Genomic DNA, 20,467 nt, shown 5'->3' with positions numbered 1-20,467 from the left:
GTAGCACTTTTAAAGTGTATGCTATATAATATCTTCTCTTGAATAACGAGGTAATTCATGGATTTAAGCAAAGTAACAACAAAACCAGATGAAATAAATGTAGTAATTGAAATAGGCGCAAATGCTGAACCCGTAAAGTATGAATTTAATAAAGAGCTCGGATTATTACAAGTTGACAGATTTTTGTCTACTTCAATGACTTATCCTTGCAATTATGGATTTGTACCAAACACCTGTGCAGGTGATGGTGATCCTGTAGATGTTTTGGTGATAACTCAATTTCCTTTAGCATCTGGGGTTTTGATATCAGTGCGTCCAGTAGGTGCATTGCTCACTAAAGATGAAAAAGGAGAGGATGAAAAAATATTAGCCGTACCTATCTCCAGTGTTGATAGCTATTATGAGAATATAAAAAACTATTCTGACTTACCTAAAAACTTACTAGATAAAATTTCTCATTTCTTTTCTCATTATAAAGATTTAGAAAAGGGAAAAACGGTGACAGTTGGAGAATGGGCTGATGTAGAAGAAGCAAAAAAAATCATTGAAAAAAGTAGAAATTAGTTTGCATTAGAGCTGCTCAGAAAAACATTGTTGTTTTTAATGTTGCGGTTAAAAGCATTAGACAGGCAGTAAAGGTCTTGATATTATAGTAATAATTTGGAAGGGTGGCCGAGCGGCTGAAGGCGGCGGTTTGCTAAACCGTTATACGATTGAAAAGTCGTATCGAGGGTTCGAATCCCTCTCCTTCCGTATATTATTGTTTAGGTATTCATTACAGTAATTTCATCCTCTTTTTTAATTATTAAAAAGTTAGCTAGCGTTTATTCAGTATTTATTATAGAATTAGTTATTAGCTAAATAATTTTATATGCATAAAATACTAATTTTGATATTAATAATGCTGCCGCTTAGGTTACTTGCAACTGAGATTGAAATTGTTGCAGATGTAAATGGTGAGCCAATTTCAAATTTAGATATTGAAAAACGCGTCAATTTTATAAATTCATTGCTTGGCAATCAGAAGATTAATCAAAAAGAGGTAAAATCTCAAATTCTAAGACAGTTAATAGACGAAATTATCATTGTCAGCGAAGCACAGAAGATGAATATAGAATTGAGTAACGAGGAGTTAAATAATGCTGTCACGTTATTCTTAACTCAAAGTTTAAAACTTGAGGCTGATGAAGTTGATCAATACGTAAAAAAGCATAATATAGATCTCAATACCCTAAAAAAACAAGTAAAGTGTCAGCTACTGTGGAACAAGATTATTGAAGTAGGAATTGTGCCACTTGTCAATATCAGCGATAAAGAAGTGGACGATGTAAGAAAACAAAAAGAGAAACCTGACTACCTTATTACATTTCAGGAGTTTGTAATTCCTGATCAGAAGATGGCTGAAGATTTAATAAAACAATTACGTAGCAGTAATAATCCAGAATCTTCAATAAAGATGAGCAAAGCAACCGTTAATTTAAGTCAGCTAAAAGGTAAACTCAAGGACGTTTTGGAAGGATTAGAAATCAGTGATGTAGCAGGTCCGGTTAGTTTAAGCGAAGGTTACTCTGTTATAAAAGTCATAGATAAAGTACAGCTTAATCATACAATGCTGAAAAGTACTTTAAAACTGAAACAGGTTGTAGTTGAAGGTTCAGAAAGTTTACTCTCTAGTTTTAAGGAGCAAAAGGTCAGTTGTTTAAATTTTGACAAGTTAGCAGATGATTTCAAGTTGCCAAGCGTAAAAGAGTTTGAAATAAAAATGCGAAATTTAAATCCTGATTTACAGATTTTATTTAGTAAAACAAATATGAATGAAATAGTAGAATTAAGAGAAAATAGCACTGCAAAGTTGATGATGTTATGTGATATCAAAAATAATGCAATGGATATAGAAGCAATCAAACAGGAAATGTATCAACAAAAGATTATGATACAAAGCAACCTGTTATTGGATAATATGCGTAAAAATGCAGCTGTTAGTTATCAGTTTAATTGAAGTTAGAGAGGTTTTCTACTCCATAAAAAGTTTATGAAGAATATAATGCTCATTGGCGGTGGAGTTGGAAATGCAGTGTTATTTTCGATAGGGAAGGCATGTCTTGAAAACAATCATAAGGTTTTATATTTCGCTGGCTATAAAAAATTAAGTGATGTATTTAAACGAGCACTGATAGAACGTGCATCAAGTGCAGTAATTTGGGCATGTGAAGAAGGATTGATAGAAACAAGCAGAGAACAGGATAAATCCTTTCATGGTAATATAGTTGATGCAATAATCTCATATCAGCAAGGAAAGTTAGGTAAAATTACTATTAGTTTAAACACTATAGATAAAATCATCACTATTGGTTCTGATAAAATGATGAAAGCTATAAATGAAGCTAGAAAAACAATTTTAAAGCCATATCTAAAACCAAAACACATAGCAATATCATCAGTTAACTCTCCTATGCAGTGCATGATGAAAGAAATCTGCGCTCAATGTATTCAGCAACACATAAATAAGGAAAAAGGAGAAATAAGTTTTGTTTATAGTTGCAGTAATCAAGACCAGGATATGGAGCTTGTTGACTTTGATTTTTTAAGTGAGCGCTTGAAGCAAAATAGTTTACAAGAAAAGCTCACTGCAAAATGGATAGAACATGTTCAAAGACACTAAACAGCACAAAGAGGAACTAAGGAAGCAATATAGAACCATAAGAAAAGATGTTGATGAAAGTTATTCTAGTTATGCAGCAAATTCTCTTATTAATCTCTTTAACAAAAACTTAAGTTGCGTTAAAGGTAAAACAATAGCAGCGTACATTCCAACAGACGGAGAAATTAATGTTGTGCCTTTGATGCATCATTTACTCGATTTAGGATATAAAGTAGCAATTCCTAATAAAAATAAGTTATTAAAATTTGAGGAATGGAATAAAGCAGATGAAGATATAATTCCCGACACAATCATTACCCCTATTGTTGCTTTTGATGATCATTTTAATAGGTTAGGTTTTGGCGGTGGTTGGTATGATGAAATGATAAAAAAATTACGGCCACTTGGAAAAATATTTATAGGTGTAGCCTATGAGAAGCAATATTGTAAAAATTTACCTGTAGAAAAACATGATCAAAAATTGGATATTATAATCACTGAGATGTGTGTTAGATGTAGAAGTGGATTGCTCAAAAAAGTGGATAGAAAGGAGTAGCATAGTCTCCCTCTTTCTGATGGTAATTGCTTATCTGTTCAGATGCATGCAAATATTGAAACCTGTACTCCCTTTCTTGTCATCCGAGTAGCTGACACTGGGATGGCTTTGTTGCATCACACTTTATGAGATGGTGATTTATGGTAAATTCATGTAACTATCTCAAATTTAGCCACACCAATATCAGTGAATTTATTAAGCAAATAGCATTTAGTTCTTTTTCTCGATTTATCTCAGATTTATTCCTAAAACTAAATCCGAATATTTGCTTTAATCTTGAGAAAAACCCTTCAATATAAGATCTTTTCCCATAATTTACTTCTTTTTCCATTCTTTCATGCCATCTTCACCGTATAATTTTATTAACCTAATAGCAGCATTCCTGTCAGACATATAATCTATTTCTGGATGTTCTGCCGCATTGTTTATTGGTGGAATTTTTGTCTTTATATCATATTCGTTACACAACTTATAAAACTTGTGCCTATCACATGCTCTATCTGCATATAGTGCTTTTATGGCATGCTGAAAATCAACTTCTTTTAGCAAATCACAAGTGATCAGAGTAGACACCGTTACTGTATTTTACAGCTATGGCTTTTTTGTTGTTTATATTCAACATTACGTGCAATTTTCTCGTTTGCTCATAGCCACTCTGTCAGTGCTATTTTCCTTGCTGTGTGTTGTTGTATATACTAATTCCTGTACTGTCTATAGCAATTTCGATATCTTCTATATTATTTTCTGCAATCATTTATCTTAATATTAAGTTTTTTTTGATGCTTGTGAATAGCTGCAAATCTCTTCCTATTTGTTGCAAATATCCTTTTATAAACCCGACTGTTTGTCTTAAACCAATTCTAAAGAAACTGACGATTATATGCACTAAAATCACAACTTTATCACTATAAATATAGTTGCCGCCCTGCATTTTTGGACAATTCTCGTACCAATTTTCTATGGCGTCATTGATATAACAAAAAATGCTTCCTCTTTCTTGGAGAAATTTGTTATATTCATGGCAATTACTGACTCTCATTTTTTGTGGCATATTTTTTCTTCAACAGTTAAATGGCTATTTATAATGAATTTTGTCAGTAACTGCCAGTTCTTTTCACTTGAGCGATTCAACAAAGCCCACTGGGATCCAGCCTGTTTTATCTTTTATCATAGAATGAGACGTTCAGCATATTCATCTTTTTCCATTACCATATCATAAACAATCATTCCATGGGAGCGCATAATTTCAGGTGTATGATCACGAATCAATTTATCAATCTTGAAATAATTTTCTTTATACTTCCTTTGACGGATATCAAAACTTTATTTGGTAAAATCAAACCGTGACTTTCGATTTAACCCAATTATACAATTTACTCATTTTACCATCTTGACCGAGCATTCCAGAGTTATTTTTATAAAAAGTGTCAACTATTAGCTTGATAGAGCCTATGGCAGCAGAAAATACGGGATTTTTATCATACTCGCCATCAAGGCCACTGAGAGACTCAGGGCATCCAATGCGGACTTGTTTGTTGAATATATAGCTTGCAATCTCTTTCATGCTTGTGAGTTGACTGGTTCCACCTGTGAGCACTACTTTATTGATTGGATCTTTTTGTTCTTGAAATTGTTCTCTTACCAGTTCAAATATCTCCTCAACTCTAGGTCTTATGATGTCAATAAGTTCGGACTTGGGTACTCGAGTCGGTTCATCATTTTCACTGTTTTGCAGTGTAATATATTCGTTCTCATCTATTGAAGTTACGACAGTGCTACCGTATAGTATTTTTATGCGTTCAGCATGCTCTATACTTGTGCATAGTCCATAAGCTATATCTCGAGTGATGTGAATGCCGCCAATTGGAATGCTGCTTGTGTATATAAGCTTTCCTCTCTTAAAAATTCCAATTGCAGTACACCCACCCCCTATGTCAACAATGGCAGTTCCTAGCTCTTTTTCATCTTCACTTAGACAGGCAAGGCCTGCAGAATATGCGGAAGCAATACAACCAGCCATACTTATCCCGCTATTATTAGTTATACAATTTTCAATGTTGGTAAGCGCTGGACGCGAAGCAGTGACGACATTAACATCAGCAGATAGTCTTTTTCCGTACAATCCACCAACCTCTTTTATATCAGTCATGTCATCCAAGTGATATTTCAGTGGTATATTGTGAATGATAACATTTTCTTCGATATATTTCTCAAACGTCTGAAAGACTACACGTTTTATATCTCGGTCTGAAATTTCGTGATTAGCTGCAATAATTTCGTTATATACGTTAAAAGATGAGACTCCACATCCGGCTACATTCACATATATCTGGTCTATAGTCTCTTCTGATACTTGCTCAGCTAAACCTATAGTTGATGAAATAGAGTAACTTGCATGCTTTGCATCAGTTATTGATCCACCGCTTATACCTTCTGCACTTTTATAACCCGTTCCTATTATTTTATAGCTGAAGTTGCTATTGATCTTAACAATGAGACAGATAATTTTTGTTGTACCTACGTCTAAAACGGCAAAAACATTTTGCTTTGGTTTTATTATTACTGCAGAGTACATTAGTTGACCTTATGACACAATTCCATTCAAATTGAAGCTTCCTTTAATAATTTATATTTCTATTAAAAATACAGCAACATTTTAATATACCCAAAATACTGTACAAAGGAAAAAATAAAACATAAAATTTTAATTTTATGTCTAAATTGCCAATTGTAATTGCCCCTGATGAAAGGTTAACTACACGTGCCAGTGAAGTAATAGATATAACCGATAAAATTAAAGAATTAGTAAACGACATGTTCGAAACTATGTACTATGCAGAAGGTCTTGGTCTTGCTGCAGTACAAGTTGGAGTGCTGAAGAGAATTTTTATCATGGACGTTCAGCCAGAGAAGGCTGAAGATGGGCCAGCAGGATATGAATCAACTGGCAAATTTTGCATGATTAACCCTGAAATTACAGAATTATCGGGTGAACAAGTAATTCTCAAAGAAGGGTGCCTTTCAATTCCAGAGCAAAGCCATGAAATTAAGCGTCCAAAATATTTAACTGTGAAATATAAAAATTTAAATAACGAAGAACAGACGCTAAAAGCTAGTGGTTGGCTTGCAAGGTGTATTCAGCATGAGTTAGATCATTTAAATGGTATATTATACGTTAGACATTTGTCTAAATTGAAGTACGATATGGCTATGAAAAAAGCTCAAAAGGTTAAGAGGCACTATGAACAATGAAGATCTAGAATTGTTGAAGTTCTATCATGAAGTGGGTGTTGACTGCACGCTAACTGAAGGTGAAGAGGAAAAAAAAGTGGAAAATGAGAGAGCTACACAGTCTTCTGTCATCGAGCAGAAAAAAGCCATGTTCCCAAGTGACTGGATCATTGAAGCAAGGAAGCTTGCAAGTGAATGTGGTAGTGTAGATGAACTAAGAAGTGCAGTTAAGTCATTTGAGGGTTGTGAAATAAAAAAAACTGCAACTAATACTGTTTTTTCCGATGGTAATCCAAATGCAAAAATCATGCTTGTTGGTGAAGCACCAGGAGCAAATGAAGACCTGAAAGGCATACCATTTTGTGGTGCAAGCGGAATGCTGCTCGATAAGATGCTCGGTGCAATTAATCTGGACCGCACTAAGGTATATATAAGCAACACCGTGTTTTGGCGTCCACCAGGTAATAGAAAACCAACTGATCTAGAGCTTGATATGTGCAGACCATTTGTTGAGAAGCATATTGCTCTTGTTTTACCGCAGATTCTGATTTTTGTTGGAGGAATCGCATGTTATAGCCTTCTTGATAACACAAAGACTATATCGAACTTGCGTGGCAAATTTCATACTTATACTAACCAATATTTATCTCATGCAATTACCACAGCCGCTATATTTCATCCAGCCTATCTACTTCGTCAACCAGCACAAAAACGCTTAGCTTGGGAAGATTTAAAGAAGATTAGAGAATATCTTGATAATACTAATAACCACACGGATGTTTAGCTCACTACTCGTTGTCATCCCAGTGCAGGCTAATTGCATTAAATATTGAAAAATTTACTAAACAGAGAAAAAGGCAAAAGAAAATCTATCAGCTACTACCTATTTTTTTAATTGGCGTTTTTTATTGTATTAAATGCTTTGATAAGCGCATTTTAGCTTATGTGGGTAAAAGTTTTATAAAGACATAGAGTGCACATAGTGCAAAAAATTAAACATCAAGTATATTGAGCTTTTTGTCGTTTTATCTGCACAGACTGAAGATAAATAATATATCTTCACCCTTATTTTAAGGAGAATGGCGGAGTCCGTCAAGTAACTCTTGCCGTTGCTATAGCTGCTTGAGTTCCTGTAATCACAATGTTGGTGCAATGCACGCATGGAATTTTATTTACTCTATAATATGTTGGTTTATAGTAGTACTAATGCAGAAATAAAGGGAGGAGACATTGGAAAGCAATATAAAAAAATTGAAAGGAAATTTTTTAGAACAAGCAATTAGAGTAAATCATGCTGGCGAATATGGAGCCATTTGCATTTATTCCGGTCAAAAATTTATTCTTAAAAAATCTTCCATAATTGACAAAATAATTGAAATGGAGGAGCAGGAAAAAAAACATTTCCACTATTTTAATGAGAAAATCAAGGAGCAAAGAGTTCGTCCTACTGTTTTGTTGCCAGTTTGGGGTGCTTTAGGGGTATCACTTGGTGTTGTAACTGCCATGATGGGTAAAAAAGCCGCTATGGCTTGCACTGCTGCAGTTGAAGAAGTGATCGGAGAGCACTACAAGGAGCAAGTCTTACATTTAGAAGATGGGGAATTAAGAGAAACTATAAGTAAATTTCGCGATGAGGAATTAGAGCACAGAGATATTGCAATTCAGCACAATGCCGAAAGCGCACTTGGCTACAACGTTTTATCTTTGTTCATAAAAACAAGCTGCAAAGCTGCTATTTACCTCTCTAAATTGATTTAATCAATCACTATTTGACAACCAACCACATTTGCCTTTAGTTCTTGTGCTAATTGCTGCCCCATATCCTCTACTACAATCGAATGCGTATGAATGTTTATAATTAATTTCTTAATTATTATCCTAAAAATACATTAATTTAATTCCCTATTAGAGTTTTCTTGTTGTTGTAAACATGTTTGCATAAGACTAGTAGATGGAACGTTTTTAATAGTCTGAGTTAACTCCTCAGGAATATTTTCAAAACTCTTGCCCATAACTTCTAAAACACTTTTCCCCTGTATAAGACAATTCCCTCCAAAGCTTGATTTGTTTTCTAACTTGCTAAACCTTATTTTGCTTTTCTCATCAATTTCTACTACCATTTTGTTACCATCTTTCCGTAGATAAATACTAATCTCTCCTATTTTAGTAGTAAAAAATATTTCAATACCACCTTTTAAGATATCTGTGTAATTTCTTTTTCCATCTTCTGTAATTTCAACTTTTACTATACTTTCCTCAATCTGAAATATGCCAACTTCTAAATCCTTAGCTTTTTCATTATTTAAAGTTCTCGCAGTTTCAACAATACTACCTTGTGGATACTTAATATAAAAATATTTATTATCTACTTCTACTTCAAGATCATATTTATCAATTTGCTTGTTATTTTCTTTCACAATACCTTCATATGCTAGACCCTCTAGCATTTTTTTCTTACTCTTACATTGTTCGTTAAGATCATTTAAATAATTAGAGCCGTAATATCCGCCTTCAATATCGCTATAAAAAGATAATCCTTTTTCTACCCCACCTTTTAACACTAAATTACGAGTGATCTTTTGTATGATATTTTTTGTAGTTGAATTGTGTGGATTTGCATGAAAGCGATTAATTAATTCTTCCATTTTTTCAAATATAAAATTTGTTACAGTCTTATTATCCTTACCGTAATATGAGTTTAATCTTATTCCTTGATTTAAATAACCCTCTATTATGCGTTCCATGTACTTTAAAACGCTTTCTTGCTCATCGTGTTCTGTTATACCTTTTATCATCTCATCACAAAATTTTTTAACTAGAATTTGTTCATCTGTAGTCAATGGTATTTGCAATTTCGTAGAAGATGAGTCTCGCTCAAAAAGATAAATTATTGACAATTCTTCTGCTCTTTTAATAAAGTCATAACTTCTTAGATATTCTGCAACATCTTTGTTTTTTGCGTACCTTTTCTTGATTAAATCCATATGCCTATCTTTACGACTTATAGTCGGTAATTTTGGATTTGATGAACTACTCTGTTGACTATTGAAGAAGCTGTTAGAGAACTGTTCAGGCTCTAAAATAAGATTACTTTCACCTTGTTTACCCACTTGCTTAGACATATTATATACCATAACCACTAAAACTTTTTAGTGATTACTTCAATACATAGATAAGTCAATAAAAATATCTTTTTCTCTTCAGTGCTAAAAAATTGTCAAAAATCTCAAAATTGGTTAATTGCATATAACCTACTTTCTGGTATACATCAAAACTACCGTAGAAAGCTCCAACTTTGAAAGGGATTAACAAATAAAATTCTTGTATTTTGCCTCTACTAAAGTACAATCAGGCTTTATTTAATATTTTTCATGCTTGATGAAGTACATGAGGAGTGCGGGGTATTTGGCATAAGTTACAACCAAAGTGCTGCTTTTAACTCTATACTTGCTCTCCACGCTTTGCAGCATAGAGGTCAAGAGTCTTTTGGCGTAGTAACCAGTAACAACGATAAGCTGCACTCTTATCACTTTCAAGGCCAAGTGAGCAGTGTATTTGATGATATAGATGAAATAAAGAAATCCTTACCTGGAGATTGTGCAATAGGTCATGTTCGATACTCAACAAGTGGTAGTAAATTTGGAGTGCAGCCCATGTTTGGCAAAAGTGGCAAATTTGGGGATTTTGCCATAGCACATAATGGTAATTTAATTAATATTTCTCCGATACGCGAACAATTAATTAAACAAGAGTGCGTTTTTCAGTCAGATATTGATACAGAAGTAGTAGTGCATCTGACAGCAAGCAGTGAAAAAGATAGCTTTTTAGAGAGTTTTATATATGCATTAAAGCAAATACAAGGTGCTTATTCTTTTGTGGCAATCAATCAAGAAGTAGTTATTGGAGTACGTGATCCATCTGGAATCAGGCCTCTTGTTTTAGGAAAGTTAAACGGTTCTTACGTTCTTGCATCTGAAACTTGTGCTCTTGATATAATAAATGCAGAGTTTATTAGAGAAATAGAACCAGGCGAATTAGTTACCATCAGTTCGGATAGTAAGCTAGCCTCAATGTTTCCTTTCCCACAGCAAAAATCAAGTTTTTGTATTTTTGAATACGTTTACTTCTCGAGACCAGACAGCATAATGGAGAAGAGGTCCATATATGATATAAGAAAAGAAATAGGAAGAATACTTGCAGAAGAGAGCCCACCAAAAAACAATGTAGATATGGTTGTACCAATACCTGATTCTGGAATACCTGCAGCTATTGGATATGCAAAGCATTCAGGATTACCTATGGAACTGGGGATAATTCGTAATCATTACATAGGAAGAACTTTTATACAACCCACCGCTGAAGTACGTAAAGTTAGAATAAAATTAAAATTCAATGCTAATAAGCACACTTTGAAAGGCAAAAACATAATTTTAATAGATGATAGTATAGTGCGTGGTAGTACGCTCAGAAATATAATAGTTATGCTAAAGGATGCAGAAGTAAAAGAGATTCACCTCAAAATTTCAAGTCCACCAATTAAGCACTCTTGTTTTTATGGAATAGATACACCAGATTGCAAAGATTTAATTGCTGCGACTCAATCTATAGAAGAGATAAAGGAAAGTATAGGAGTAGATAGCTTAGCCTTTTTGAGTATTGATGGGCTATACAGAGCTGTTAAAGCAGAAAAACGTAACAATGCTACACCGCAATATTGTGATGCTTGTTTCACTGGTGACTACCCAATTGGTAAGTAATCTATTATTAATGAAGGTGAGGTTTTTTCTATGTTATATTAACAGTTTTAAAAATAGATTTTTTGCATAACCATATAGTTTTTGCCTGGGCGTCATTTGAGTGAAAACTACTTTACAAATTTCGTCATTCCCTTTACTATGATACTAAGAGTATTTATCCTTATTTTTGACCTGCAGGCTCAATCACAAAATCAGTAAAAAACTCAAATATTTATTGGCAAATTACACAAAAATTATAGCGGCTTTTTTTATTTTTTCTACATTCAGCCAAAACGCGCTTGTTAGAACATTATTATAGCGCCAATTTACATTATAAAACTCGTCACACGGGGATTCTTCTGCCTTTTTTCTTCGTTTGGTAAATTTCTTAATATTTATAGCTAAAGCTTCAGGCTAGCACTTGATGCTGGGATCCAGCTTTCATTAGAAACGTTGATTACTTTTATGCTAATAATTTTACTACTCTGCTGAACGGATACAATTGAATATAGTATAGTCTTCTGTTCTGACGAGAATAGTTTTATTCCATCCATCAAAAAATGCTAAATTGAGGTATGTATCACCCTTATAGGGCTTGTGAATTTCAGTTATAATAAATTCTGAGATTAGGTTATGCTCTAAAAAAAGGTGTGCTATTTGTGCCCCACCAATCACAAAGACTTGAGAACTACTTTGAATTGACAGAAATTCTTGCATGGAAGAGACAACAGTACATTTTGGACCTCTATTAAAACACTTGTTACGGGAGAAAACAATAGGTGTACGATTCTTTAGTATGCTTTGAGGCACGGTTTCAAATGTCTTTCTTCCCATCACAATAACTTGTTTGTCGGTTACTTGACAAAAGTGCTTAAACTCACTTGGATAATGCCAGGGCAAATCATCATTTATTCCAATTACCCCATTAGGGTCAACAGCCATAATTCCAATAATCTTCATCCCTGTAAGGCAGCTTGGGCTACAAAAAATCTCATGTGGTCACGTACATTATGCACTCTAAGGAAATCAACCTTATTGTGCAGTATAGCAGATGTAGCAATTGTTTCTAAATCTCTATTAGAGGCAGGCTCTGTAGAAAAAGAAGAAATAAATGACTTTCTAGAATGGCCAACTAAAACCTTGCAGCCAAAATTTTGTAAAGTTTCTATACTGCGTAAAATCTGAATATTCTGATACATAGATTTGCCAAAACCAATACCAGGATCAATAATTATTGAATTTTCATCAAAACCAAGGTCAAGTAACCTATTAATGCTCTTCTCTGCCCAATTATTTATGATATCAATTGGGTCAATATCATGTGGAATAATATTTTCCTTATGTGGTGGTATCGAAAGTGAATGCATAATAACGACACTACACCCACTGCTAGCAACTTCTTTTAAGGTATTACTACTCAGATCTCCCTTCTGATCATTTACCCAGGCAATATTGTAGTGCTTCAAAACGTTTAAAATAATGTCTGGCCAAAAACTATCAATGCTGACTTCAATATCACCATTTTTCATATAGTCGCTAAGATTATCAAGTACTGGTTTTAGACGTTCATACTCTTCCTCTGGTGTCTTTATTGAAGCTCCAGGCCTTGTTGATTGAGCTCCAAGATCAACTATGCTTGCACCATCTGATACCAACTGCAATGCCTGCTTGGTTGCTCGATTCGCATCATAATAAAGACCACCATCTGAAAATGAATCAGGGGTAATATTGACGATACCCATAAGCTTTGGTGAAAGCGTAAAACTCTTTGAAAAACATTCTTGAACATTGAAAGCAAAAGTTTTGTTAACCATTGCCATCAAGTGGAGCAAAAATGGTCTGTGTACCAATTCTGGATGAGGAATTTTAAGGTCAGGTGTATCAAGCGTTAGATCATCCCATAACAAAATATCTAAATCAATAACACGAGGTGCCCATTTTTCGTAGACTTGTGGACGACCAATGTCACATTCGATTTGTTTTAAGCCTTTTAGTAGCTCCTCAGGAGAAGAAGAACAACTTCCATAGACAATCATGTTAAGAAATGGCTTATTCCACTCAGGTGGAGCACCATTTGGTAAAATAGCCTCAGTTTCTAGAATGATCGAAGACTTTAAGTCTTTTAAATAGCGCTTCTTTAGTAACTCAGTAGCTCTTTGTAAATGGGAAAGGCGATTCCCTATATTTGATCCAATAGAAATATAGATCATTCTTGCAATTCATTACAGTAAGTAAAAAAAACGCCCCCATGCACACCAGGAACTGGTGGTGCGATTTTGTGAGTAGTCACCCTGACAGAAGAAATAATATGCTTCTTTCGCAGCAAAAGGTTATTAATGGCTCTGTATATCTCATGAGTTAAATGCTCGATTAAATTAAATTGCTTGCCCTGAACAAGAGATTGAATATTTTGCACTACTTCCAAATAGCAGATAGTATCTTTAAGTTGATCAGTTGTAAGCCCTGAAGGAGGAGATTTAAAAGTGAAATCAACGTCAATACTCACCAATTGGGGAGAAGACTTCTCTTCTGCACTACATCCCAAATGAACCCAAAGCCGTAAATCAGATATAAGAAGATTACATGCTACCACTGAATTTAGTATCTACTTATAATTAATGACAAACATCAACATTCATCATGCCATCAAGAAAACCCCATAAGAGTTTTGCTCCTTTTTCAGCGCCTTGCATAACTTTCTCTTGCTCTTCTTCGTTTAAATCTGCAATAAGGTTTGCACATTCTTCAGAATGCCACTCATCAGCTTCCATATGAACGGTAAAAAATTTGAGAGAACGCTCATCATTTATTGAATAGTGTTTTTTCAGACCTTCAATTTTAGACTTAGAAACCTCTGGAGTTTGACGTTCATAAGCGTACAGAGCTCCAAGACCTGCTGCAAAATCTGATTTTACAATGTCAAAATAACCATCAACTAATTCTCGTGTCTCCTTAATTTGTGCATTTTCACAAAGTTCTGAACGTGCTACTCCCAGTCCTTCAGCAAAACGCTGCCATAATTCTGGGTGATTCTCGTCGCCTTGTTCTTCCTCTATTAAATTACCAAGTAAAACTTGCCGCATTTTCAAATTCGGACACAAGGAATGTATACCGCTGATATAACGAGGAAAAGCAGCAACATGGTGATAATATTCCTTAGCGTAGGTTTGCAGAGCCTGCAGGCTTAAGCTACCTTCATTCCATGACTCGTAAAACGGGTGTTTTAATAAGTGTAAACTATCTAATTGATTATTAAGTGATTGAACAAATGTCATAAATAAACAGTAAATTGTTTTAGGCTACGTTTAGGTTTATCAAATGTCAAGAGGCATTTCTCACTACTACTTTAATTCCAATAAATATAAAGATAGATACGCTATAAGTTAATTTTTTAGTAAAATTGATTTTTTCTAAAATTTCATGTATTATTAAATCAATATAGTGAAAAACGCAAAATGAAAGTAACAGAAGAAAATACAATAAAAATTAGGGAAGAGTTCGTAGAAGTTCAAAATGGAATGCGAATTCAAAAGATAGTGATGTCAAACTCGAAGAGCAGTGCAGATAGCAGAAAGAAAAAGCATATAGTTTACTTTCCAGGGCTTACATATACTTTTGAAAAAGAGCCAGATGAAGACAAAAGTGAATGGAATTGGGCAGCTGAAGCAGGTATGGATGTTCACCTTATTAATTTTCCTGGTTCTGGAAAAAGCAAAGGCCATTCTTTAAACGGTCGAAATCGAGTAAATGCAGGAATTGGAGTCATTTCAGATCTTCTAAAGCAAGGCATTCACCCAGACAATATAGTACTGTATGGAAGCTGTGCTGGAGGACCAATAGCTGCGGAGGTTTATAAAAAGTTTAAAAAAGATGACAATATTCATTTAAGATGCATTATCAATAAATCCTTTAGCTCATTCAAAAAACTCGTAGTGAAATTACTACACATATCAAAACCTAAATGGCTATTTCCTCCTATAATAAAATTCATACTCAAATGCTTTGGTTGGCACTTTAAGCCACACACAATAGTAAACGACATTACTCCATACACAATTTGTTTTAACTTAGAGAACGATGGCTTTATTAGTAAGCAGGCAAATATAGGTACTAAAATTGCTGACATAGAAAAAAGTCATAGGAAAAAAAACTACCAAAAAAAAGAAACTTTTGAAGGTTTTGAGCAATATAAAGAGTTTTTTATGGAGCATGCCAACTTAGCTAAAATAAAAAACCTTGAACCTGAAGTTGGAATAATGAAAAAATGCTGGAATAAGTTTCTATCGTTACTACCTATTAAGGCAGATGATATTCACTTTTCTTCGATTACAGAATTGTGCTCATCAAGTGAACACAAATACAATCTTCCTGAGCTGATTTCACTCTTTTTAGAATTCACAGATAATTATTTTGAAAAGAAGGGCTCGCTCAATCAAGAGAAACAACCAGAGATAAAAACAGAAGCGATATGTGGAAAGAATAGTGAAAAAGAAATAGAGGAAAAGAAACAGTATTTTACCAATTTAAAGAATTGTTCAATAAGTCAGAGTATATCTAAAAATCTAACATCTCTGCAAATATTGAAATAAGTGTTTCTTTTGTGATTAAAAAAACATTGCATCTAGAGTATCTGCCATAAGTGATAATTCTGTGCTTTCATCATAGAGATTGTTTGCATTAGGTAATAATTTCTCACTAACTTGTGAATAAGGTTTAAAAACTTCAGAACTGTGCCTCTGAATGCATTTGTCTACGCATTCAGGGTCTGTCCATTTTTTTGTGTGGATATAGCATTTCTCCTTACATTGATTCTGTCTAAATTTAACCCCTCTATCTTTGTTTGATGCTTGTTGTTCCATAATATTCTTCAATTTAAATAATATTAATACTAGCATGCAAGTATGAACGTTATGCTAATATAATTACCTTTTAGGTATGCATGGCAAATTTATGGCTGGAAACAGTTTTTCCTACACTTTCTTTATAAAAATCACAGGCGCCTGTGATTAGCTAAAGTAAAGGTCAAGTATCTGGAATTCTGGACATAAAATCCTCCTGTATAAAAAGATTAGAAAAAAATGCAGCGCACACACGACAGATATAAGCTGAAGAGCACGCTTTTTATTGAAAGATTAATTGAAAGTCTGCAGACAAAGATAAATTTTTGAGCTCTTAAAATATCTCTAATTGTCATTATAATCAGATTCAAAATACGCGGAAGTAATTTTTTTGACAATAGATTTCTTTCATAATCAGACAGCTGAGATCGAATAAGAAAATCGCTCTGGAACTTTTGAATTCCAGTTATGCAAGGAATCTAATATCATGGAGTTTTCAAACACTAACAACCAAGTACTTTAATAAGGCAAAAAGCTTATCTAAGAGAGTAGGCCTTGCAATTGTATCAATAGTGGTGGGATTGGTAGGACTCGAACCTACGACCAATTCGTTATGAGCGAACTGCTCTAACCGACTGAGCTACAATCCCTTTTATCAACACCTATAATACACGCAAAAGGAAATTTGTCTACTCGCTTATTTCACTATCAACCCAACTGTGTAAATCATTTATTGCGCCAATTTTGCGTGCAATTTCCTTACCATCTTGAAATATGATTAAAGTAGGTATAGATTGAACTCCATACTTACTTGGCACCTCAGTTTCTCCATCTATGTCAAACTTACAGATTTTGATCTTGTCTTTTCTATCCTTGGCTAACTGCTCGATACGTGGCATCAGACTTTTGCATGGTCCACACCATTCTGCCCAAAAATCTACCAGCACAAATCCTTTGTGGTTAGCAACTTCAGATTCGAAATTTTGATCATTTACCGCTTTAATATCATCACTCATAAAATACCTAAATTTTTATAAATATAGCGTATCAATTAACAGCTGATCAACTAAATTTTTCTGGATTCAAGTGAAGTGATTACATATGATGATTAAAGATATCTACACTCCCCCAACCCATTGAATCTAGCTCAATACGAGTAGGAAGAAATTCAAAGCACTTTTCGGCTAATTCTTTTCTATTTTCACGTTCTAGCATTAAATCTAGCTTTTCCTTTATTTTATGGAGATATAAAACATCAGATGCAGCATAACTTTTTTGCTTGTCTGTTAAATTTTCATTTCCCCAATCAGAAGATTGTTGTTGCTTATTTAATTTTATCTCAAGTAGTTCTAAGCACAACTCTTTTAAGCTATGATTATCTGTATAAGTGCGAACTAAACGTGAGGCTATTTTCGTGCAATAGCAAGGCAGTGCCCAAGTTTTTAAATAATAATGTATTATGCTTACATCAAACCGCGCAAAGTGAAATATTTTGGTTATATTTTTATCCTCTAATATTTTTCTCAAATTTGGAGCTGTATAATCGTTTTTGAATTGAACTAAGTGAGCGTTGCCATCATTGAAAGAGAGCTGAACAAGGCATAATCTATCTCTGCTATGCAGTAGCCCCATTGCCTCTGTATCAACAGCTATAGATTTTATATCATTCGGTATTGCACTGGCTGGCAGGTCGTCTTTATATACAAATATTCTCATAAATTTAATATGTTTTATGATACATACAATAATCAAAAATGAGTTTTAAGTATACGAAAAGATCATAGAAGATTGGCTCCCATATTTTTCATATGCATGGGTTTACAAATTATGATATGCACCTATAATAAGAATAAGTAAATTTTCATTGCGGGAGTGGCTCAGTTGGTAGAGCGCAACCTTGCCAAGGTTGAGGTCGAGGGTTCGAACCCCTTCTCCCGCTCTTTGAGTTTTAATCACATTTAATCATAAAAAAATTAATTGATCTATCTAAGAAATTTAGCTATACTAGAAAAGTTTTTTAGAAAATTAATTAAGGAGGTTATATGGACAACAATACTAAAGAAATGTTATTTGCCTTAGGTATAGCTACAACAATAGGAGCACTTGCAGGTTTGGGGCTCAGTTTTACAGCTTTGTCACCTTTGATAATGGGTGGAATTATTGCTGCGGTTTCGGCAGCCTTATTTGCATGTATAATAATTTATAGTGAAGAGTTTTTCAAAGAAGATTTTTTTATTGGTGCTTGTTCATGTGCTGCAAGCTTTGCAACTGGAGTTGGTCTTGCTGCAGCTGCAACTGCTGTTTTCCCTGGTGCAATGCTTGGAATGGGATCGGCAGCTTTAGCAGGTGCGGTGATAGCACCCATAGCAGTAATCGCAGGGCTCCTTGTAACATTTGGTATTATTGAACCAATAGCTGAAAAAGTGAATGAGTGTATTATCAACGATAGCCGTAAAACCCCATCCTTCAGGGCGGGGATATAAGGCGGAAGCAGACCGAATATAAGCAAGCTATAATAGATTTAGCGGCAGGGCATGCCGTGTTGTGCCTGTGGAGGGGATAGTGCATTTAGCCTCCCGGTGAAGCAGGAACCCACCGAGATTTCGGTCTGAACGTGGTAGGAATCCTTGCCCTTTAGGGCGGGGAGGATGTCAAACCACGTATAGTTGAGCGTTTTTCTTCAAAAGAGGAAGAGTGCGATCTACCTGCAAAACAATCAATTGACGTTAGCATTTAGTTTTCTTTATAATTTCCTTTGTGAAAGAAGAAAGATGCTTATTTGTAACGATAGCTGGTTTGCCAAATGCTGGAAAGTCAACGCTGATTAACAGCATCGTAGGCAAGAAAATTGCTATTGTCACCCCTAAAGTGCAGACAACAAGGACGCAGGTAAGGGGTGTTGCTATATGCAACAATGCGCAAATTGTTTTTACTGACTCTCCAGGAGTGTTTTCAGCAGAAACAAATCTTGAAAAAGCTTTAGTCAAATCTGCATGGGGAGCAGTTAAGGATAGTGACATTACTTTATTGCTTGTTGATGTAAACAATTACCTAAAAAATATAGAAAGAATAAAAACGATATTTGCACGACTGGAGCGCACAAAAGGCAGATGCATTTTGGTTATCAATAAAACTGATTTAGTAAAGAAATCAGAGCTCAAGATGGCACATGAGCACCTAAATTTGCTTTATAAGTTTGAAAAAATTTTTACGATCTCGGCACTGAAGAATGATGGACTTTCTGATCTGACTAGTTACTTGTCTGAAATTGCACCGATAGGCCCTTGGTTTTATGAAAAAGATCAAATAACTGATTCCTCAGCTGATTTTTTATCAGCGGAAATTACGAGAGAAAAGTTATTCTTGAACCTACGTGAAGAATTGCCATACTCTACAGCTGTTATAACTGAACAATTTGAGGAAAAAAAAGATAAGAGTTTAGTCATAAAACAGATCATATTTGTATTGAAAGATAATCATAAGAAAATAGTGCTAGGAAAAGACGGCAGTAGCATAAAAAAAATTAATATCGAGGCGCGTACAGAATTGGAAAAGTTATTTGAGTGTAAAGTTCATCTCTTTTTGTTCGTAAAAGTGCGACCTTGGACTGATCGCCCTGAGGAATATATAAGTAATGCTTAATTCTTTGTTAGTATTTGATATTGAAACTATACCAGATGTAAATTCCTGCAAGAATTTACTAAATATTAGTGATGATAGCAGTGTAGAAGAAAAGAGGAACGCATTAACAAAATATCATCTTGAAATAACAAACGGGCAAAACTCTTTTCTGCGTCAGCCCTTCCACCTTGTTGTAGTCATTAGTTTTTTACTTTGTAATATAACACGCCAGAGCGGTTATGAAATGTTCACACTACAAGAAATAAGATCTGGAGGCACAGTAAACTCCAATGAAAAAGAGCTAATAAAGGGATTTTTTAACTACATATCAGAGAAAAAGCCAAGACTAGTTTCGTTCAATGGACGCACTTTTGATATACCGGTACTGAAGTACCGTGCTATGGTTCATGGCATTCAAGCAGAATATTTTCACAAAGCTGGCGATAAGTGGAATAGTTACAATCAGAGGTACAGTAGTGATTGGCATTGTGATTTGCTTGAATCTCTCTCTGATTTTGGAGCTTCTGCAAGAATGAAGATGAACGAAGTTTGCGCAGCATTTAATCTTCCCGGTAAGATTGGAGTTGATGGTTCACAAGTTATGGACTTATATGATAGTGGCAAAATACAAGAGATTCGCGATTATTGTGAAACAGATGTGATTAACACTTATTTGATTTATTTGAGGTTTATGCATCATCAAGGAAGAATTACTACAGAAAGCTATAATAAGAGCATAGAAGAACTGCTTTTAGAATGCGAAAAAAAAGAACACCTAAAGAAATTTAAAGAAGAATGGAAAATAACTTCTGGTGAAAATTTTTATATTGAATTTAAATGAATA

At 34.3% G+C, this 20,467-nt stretch carries 23 protein-coding genes and 3 tRNA genes; 14 read left to right on the top strand and 12 right to left on the bottom strand.

All coding sequences use genetic code 11. From position 1 onward, the window contains the following. Positions 1-57 precede the first annotated feature (57 nt). The 5 genes from ppa (at position 58) to AAGD65_RS00575 (ending at position 3,197) form a co-directional block, all read left to right on the top strand. The gene (ppa, locus tag AAGD65_RS00595; RefSeq protein WP_264682896.1) at positions 58-564 is read left to right on the top strand and encodes an inorganic diphosphatase; all 507 of its coding nucleotides are present in this window, start codon (positions 58-60) and stop codon (positions 562-564) included. Positions 565-662: 98 nt separating this feature from the next. Further along, positions 663-753, top strand: a tRNA-Ser gene (locus AAGD65_RS00590). Between the two features lie 118 nt (positions 754-871). Continuing rightward, the gene (locus AAGD65_RS00585; protein ID WP_264377203.1) at positions 872-1,999 is read left to right on the top strand and encodes a SurA N-terminal domain-containing protein; all 1,128 of its coding nucleotides are present in this window, start codon (positions 872-874) and stop codon (positions 1,997-1,999) included. Positions 2,000-2,032: 33 nt separating this feature from the next. Beyond that, a complete protein-coding gene (locus AAGD65_RS00580) occupies positions 2,033-2,662 on the top strand; it encodes an oxidoreductase (protein ID WP_264682895.1) in 630 nt (209 codons plus the stop codon). Then, positions 2,646-3,197 carry a 5-formyltetrahydrofolate cyclo-ligase gene (locus tag AAGD65_RS00575; RefSeq protein WP_010403418.1) on the top strand — a complete coding sequence of 184 codons (552 nt, stop codon included), beginning with the start codon at positions 2,646-2,648 and terminating at the stop codon, positions 3,195-3,197. Before AAGD65_RS00580 ends, AAGD65_RS00575 begins: the two co-directional genes overlap by 17 nt. Before the next feature lie 315 nt (positions 3,198-3,512). On the opposite strand, the gene AAGD65_RS00570 is transcribed toward AAGD65_RS00575, so the two are convergent. From AAGD65_RS00570 to ftsA, 3 genes are all read right to left on the bottom strand, one after another. Further along, entirely contained in the window at positions 3,513-3,770 is a 258-nt protein-coding gene (locus tag AAGD65_RS00570) for a hypothetical protein (RefSeq protein WP_264374490.1), read from the bottom strand. 181 nt (positions 3,771-3,951) lie between these two features. Beyond that, positions 3,952-4,248 (bottom strand): transposase, encoded by a 297-nt coding sequence (locus AAGD65_RS00565; RefSeq protein WP_264374473.1) that lies wholly within the window; start codon positions 4,246-4,248, stop codon positions 3,952-3,954. Positions 4,249-4,533: 285 nt separating this feature from the next. After that, the gene (gene ftsA / locus AAGD65_RS00560) at positions 4,534-5,772 is read right to left on the bottom strand and encodes a cell division protein FtsA (protein WP_264682894.1); all 1,239 of its coding nucleotides are present in this window, start codon (positions 5,770-5,772) and stop codon (positions 4,534-4,536) included. A gap of 137 nt (positions 5,773-5,909) precedes the next feature. Here ftsA and def point away from each other — a divergent pair, with 137 nt between their 5' ends. From def to AAGD65_RS00545, 3 genes are all read left to right on the top strand, one after another. After that, the gene (def, locus tag AAGD65_RS00555) at positions 5,910-6,449 is read left to right on the top strand and encodes a peptide deformylase (RefSeq protein ID WP_007302315.1); all 540 of its coding nucleotides are present in this window, start codon (positions 5,910-5,912) and stop codon (positions 6,447-6,449) included. After that, a complete protein-coding gene (locus AAGD65_RS00550) occupies positions 6,439-7,212 on the top strand; it encodes a uracil-DNA glycosylase family protein (RefSeq protein WP_264682893.1) in 774 nt (257 codons plus the stop codon). Before def ends, AAGD65_RS00550 begins: the two co-directional genes overlap by 11 nt. Before the next feature lie 446 nt (positions 7,213-7,658). Continuing rightward, positions 7,659-8,186 (top strand): demethoxyubiquinone hydroxylase family protein, encoded by a 528-nt coding sequence (locus AAGD65_RS00545; protein ID WP_007302313.1) that lies wholly within the window; start codon positions 7,659-7,661, stop codon positions 8,184-8,186. A 131-nt stretch (positions 8,187-8,317) separates the two neighbouring features. Here the strand turns inward: AAGD65_RS00545 and AAGD65_RS00540 are convergent, their stop codons facing one another. Next, positions 8,318-9,550 carry a hypothetical protein gene (locus tag AAGD65_RS00540; protein WP_064085594.1) on the bottom strand — a complete coding sequence of 411 codons (1,233 nt, stop codon included), beginning with the start codon at positions 9,548-9,550 and terminating at the stop codon, positions 8,318-8,320. 249 nt (positions 9,551-9,799) lie between these two features. Here AAGD65_RS00540 and purF point away from each other — a divergent pair, with 249 nt between their 5' ends. After that, positions 9,800-11,185: an amidophosphoribosyltransferase gene (gene purF, locus AAGD65_RS00535; protein WP_264375095.1), complete on the top strand. Its 1,386-nt coding sequence runs from the start codon at positions 9,800-9,802 to the stop codon at positions 11,183-11,185. Between the two features lie 459 nt (positions 11,186-11,644). Here purF and AAGD65_RS00530 read toward each other — a convergent pair whose 3' ends face one another. Genes AAGD65_RS00530 through AAGD65_RS00515 form a run of 4 tightly spaced genes read right to left on the bottom strand, consistent with a single transcriptional unit; the run spans position 11,645 to position 14,439 of the window. Beyond that, positions 11,645-12,124, bottom strand: coding sequence for a dihydrofolate reductase (locus AAGD65_RS00530; protein ID WP_264682892.1), 480 nt, complete (start codon positions 12,122-12,124; stop codon positions 11,645-11,647). Then, a complete protein-coding gene (gene folP / locus AAGD65_RS00525) occupies positions 12,121-13,374 on the bottom strand; it encodes a dihydropteroate synthase (protein WP_264682891.1) in 1,254 nt (417 codons plus the stop codon). The genes AAGD65_RS00530 and folP overlap by 4 nt, the downstream gene beginning before the upstream one ends. Further along, positions 13,371-13,757, bottom strand: coding sequence for a dihydroneopterin aldolase (locus tag AAGD65_RS00520; protein ID WP_052264775.1), 387 nt, complete (start codon positions 13,755-13,757; stop codon positions 13,371-13,373). The genes folP and AAGD65_RS00520 overlap by 4 nt, the downstream gene beginning before the upstream one ends. A 22-nt stretch (positions 13,758-13,779) precedes the next feature. Further along, entirely contained in the window at positions 13,780-14,439 is a 660-nt protein-coding gene (locus AAGD65_RS00515) for a CADD family putative folate metabolism protein (RefSeq protein ID WP_108784268.1), read from the bottom strand. 180 nt (positions 14,440-14,619) lie between these two features. Here AAGD65_RS00515 and AAGD65_RS00510 point away from each other — a divergent pair, with 180 nt between their 5' ends. After that, entirely contained in the window at positions 14,620-15,753 is a 1,134-nt protein-coding gene (locus AAGD65_RS00510) for an alpha/beta hydrolase (RefSeq protein ID WP_264682890.1), read from the top strand. A gap of 15 nt (positions 15,754-15,768) precedes the next feature. Here AAGD65_RS00510 and AAGD65_RS00505 read toward each other — a convergent pair whose 3' ends face one another. The 4 genes from AAGD65_RS00505 to AAGD65_RS00490 all read right to left on the bottom strand — a co-directional run bounded on the left by AAGD65_RS00505 (position 15,769) and on the right by AAGD65_RS00490 (position 17,718). Then, complete coding sequence (locus AAGD65_RS00505; RefSeq protein WP_264682889.1) at positions 15,769-16,023, bottom strand: hypothetical protein; 255 nt, start codon at positions 16,021-16,023, stop codon at positions 15,769-15,771. A 552-nt stretch (positions 16,024-16,575) separates the two neighbouring features. Further along, positions 16,576-16,652 (bottom strand) — tRNA-Ile (locus AAGD65_RS00500). A gap of 39 nt (positions 16,653-16,691) precedes the next feature. Next, positions 16,692-17,018 (bottom strand): thioredoxin, encoded by a 327-nt coding sequence (gene trxA / locus AAGD65_RS00495; protein ID WP_064085368.1) that lies wholly within the window; start codon positions 17,016-17,018, stop codon positions 16,692-16,694. Positions 17,019-17,097: 79 nt separating this feature from the next. Continuing rightward, complete coding sequence (locus tag AAGD65_RS00490; RefSeq protein WP_264682888.1) at positions 17,098-17,718, bottom strand: ribonuclease D; 621 nt, start codon at positions 17,716-17,718, stop codon at positions 17,098-17,100. 150 nt (positions 17,719-17,868) lie between these two features. On the opposite strand from AAGD65_RS00490, the gene AAGD65_RS00485 reads away from it, so the two are divergent. The 4 genes from AAGD65_RS00485 to AAGD65_RS00470 all read left to right on the top strand — a co-directional run bounded on the left by AAGD65_RS00485 (position 17,869) and on the right by AAGD65_RS00470 (position 20,464). After that, a tRNA-Gly gene (locus tag AAGD65_RS00485) sits at positions 17,869-17,941 on the top strand. Between the two features lie 103 nt (positions 17,942-18,044). After that, positions 18,045-18,485 (top strand): hypothetical protein, encoded by a 441-nt coding sequence (locus AAGD65_RS00480; protein WP_264682887.1) that lies wholly within the window; start codon positions 18,045-18,047, stop codon positions 18,483-18,485. Between the two features lie 274 nt (positions 18,486-18,759). Next, positions 18,760-19,644 carry a GTPase Era gene (gene era / locus AAGD65_RS00475; protein WP_064085366.1) on the top strand — a complete coding sequence of 295 codons (885 nt, stop codon included), beginning with the start codon at positions 18,760-18,762 and terminating at the stop codon, positions 19,642-19,644. Next, a complete protein-coding gene (locus tag AAGD65_RS00470; protein WP_264682886.1) occupies positions 19,637-20,464 on the top strand; it encodes a 3'-5' exonuclease in 828 nt (275 codons plus the stop codon). The genes era and AAGD65_RS00470 overlap by 8 nt, the downstream gene beginning before the upstream one ends. Positions 20,465-20,467 lie beyond the last annotated feature (3 nt).

Source organism: Wolbachia endosymbiont (group B) of Chesias legatella, assembly GCF_964026945.1.
GTDB lineage: Bacteria > Pseudomonadota > Alphaproteobacteria > Rickettsiales > Anaplasmataceae > Wolbachia.
This window is presented reverse-complemented; position numbering and strand designations above follow the sequence as displayed.

What these genes read in the sequence shown, in the direction of transcription:
- ppa (WP_264682896.1), top strand. Translation starts at nt 58, where the DNA reads ATGGATTTAAGCAAAGTAACAACAAAACCAGATGAAATAAATGTAGTA.
- AAGD65_RS00585 (WP_264377203.1), top strand. Translation starts at nt 872, where the DNA reads ATGCATAAAATACTAATTTTGATATTAATAATGCTGCCGCTTAGGTTA.
- AAGD65_RS00580 (WP_264682895.1), top strand. Translation starts at nt 2,033, where the DNA reads ATGAAGAATATAATGCTCATTGGCGGTGGAGTTGGAAATGCAGTGTTA.
- AAGD65_RS00575 (WP_010403418.1), top strand. Translation starts at nt 2,646, where the DNA reads ATGTTCAAAGACACTAAACAGCACAAAGAGGAACTAAGGAAGCAATAT.
- AAGD65_RS00565 (WP_264374473.1), bottom strand. Translation starts at nt 4,248, where the DNA reads ATGCCACAAAAAATGAGAGTCAGTAATTGCCATGAATATAACAAATTT.
- ftsA (WP_264682894.1), bottom strand. Translation starts at nt 5,772, where the DNA reads ATGTACTCTGCAGTAATAATAAAACCAAAGCAAAATGTTTTTGCCGTT.
- def (WP_007302315.1), top strand. Translation starts at nt 5,910, where the DNA reads ATGTCTAAATTGCCAATTGTAATTGCCCCTGATGAAAGGTTAACTACA.
- AAGD65_RS00550 (WP_264682893.1), top strand. Translation starts at nt 6,439, where the DNA reads ATGAACAATGAAGATCTAGAATTGTTGAAGTTCTATCATGAAGTGGGT.
- AAGD65_RS00540 (WP_064085594.1), bottom strand. Translation starts at nt 9,550, where the DNA reads ATGTCTAAGCAAGTGGGTAAACAAGGTGAAAGTAATCTTATTTTAGAG.
- purF (WP_264375095.1), top strand. Translation starts at nt 9,800, where the DNA reads ATGCTTGATGAAGTACATGAGGAGTGCGGGGTATTTGGCATAAGTTAC.
- AAGD65_RS00530 (WP_264682892.1), bottom strand. Translation starts at nt 12,124, where the DNA reads ATGAAGATTATTGGAATTATGGCTGTTGACCCTAATGGGGTAATTGGA.
- folP (WP_264682891.1), bottom strand. Translation starts at nt 13,374, where the DNA reads ATGATCTATATTTCTATTGGATCAAATATAGGGAATCGCCTTTCCCAT.
- AAGD65_RS00515 (WP_108784268.1), bottom strand. Translation starts at nt 14,439, where the DNA reads ATGACATTTGTTCAATCACTTAATAATCAATTAGATAGTTTACACTTA.
- AAGD65_RS00510 (WP_264682890.1), top strand. Translation starts at nt 14,620, where the DNA reads ATGAAAGTAACAGAAGAAAATACAATAAAAATTAGGGAAGAGTTCGTA.
- AAGD65_RS00505 (WP_264682889.1), bottom strand. Translation starts at nt 16,023, where the DNA reads ATGGAACAACAAGCATCAAACAAAGATAGAGGGGTTAAATTTAGACAG.
- trxA (WP_064085368.1), bottom strand. Translation starts at nt 17,018, where the DNA reads ATGAGTGATGATATTAAAGCGGTAAATGATCAAAATTTCGAATCTGAA.
- AAGD65_RS00490 (WP_264682888.1), bottom strand. Translation starts at nt 17,718, where the DNA reads ATGAGAATATTTGTATATAAAGACGACCTGCCAGCCAGTGCAATACCG.
- AAGD65_RS00480 (WP_264682887.1), top strand. Translation starts at nt 18,045, where the DNA reads ATGGACAACAATACTAAAGAAATGTTATTTGCCTTAGGTATAGCTACA.
- AAGD65_RS00470 (WP_264682886.1), top strand. Translation starts at nt 19,637, where the DNA reads ATGCTTAATTCTTTGTTAGTATTTGATATTGAAACTATACCAGATGTA.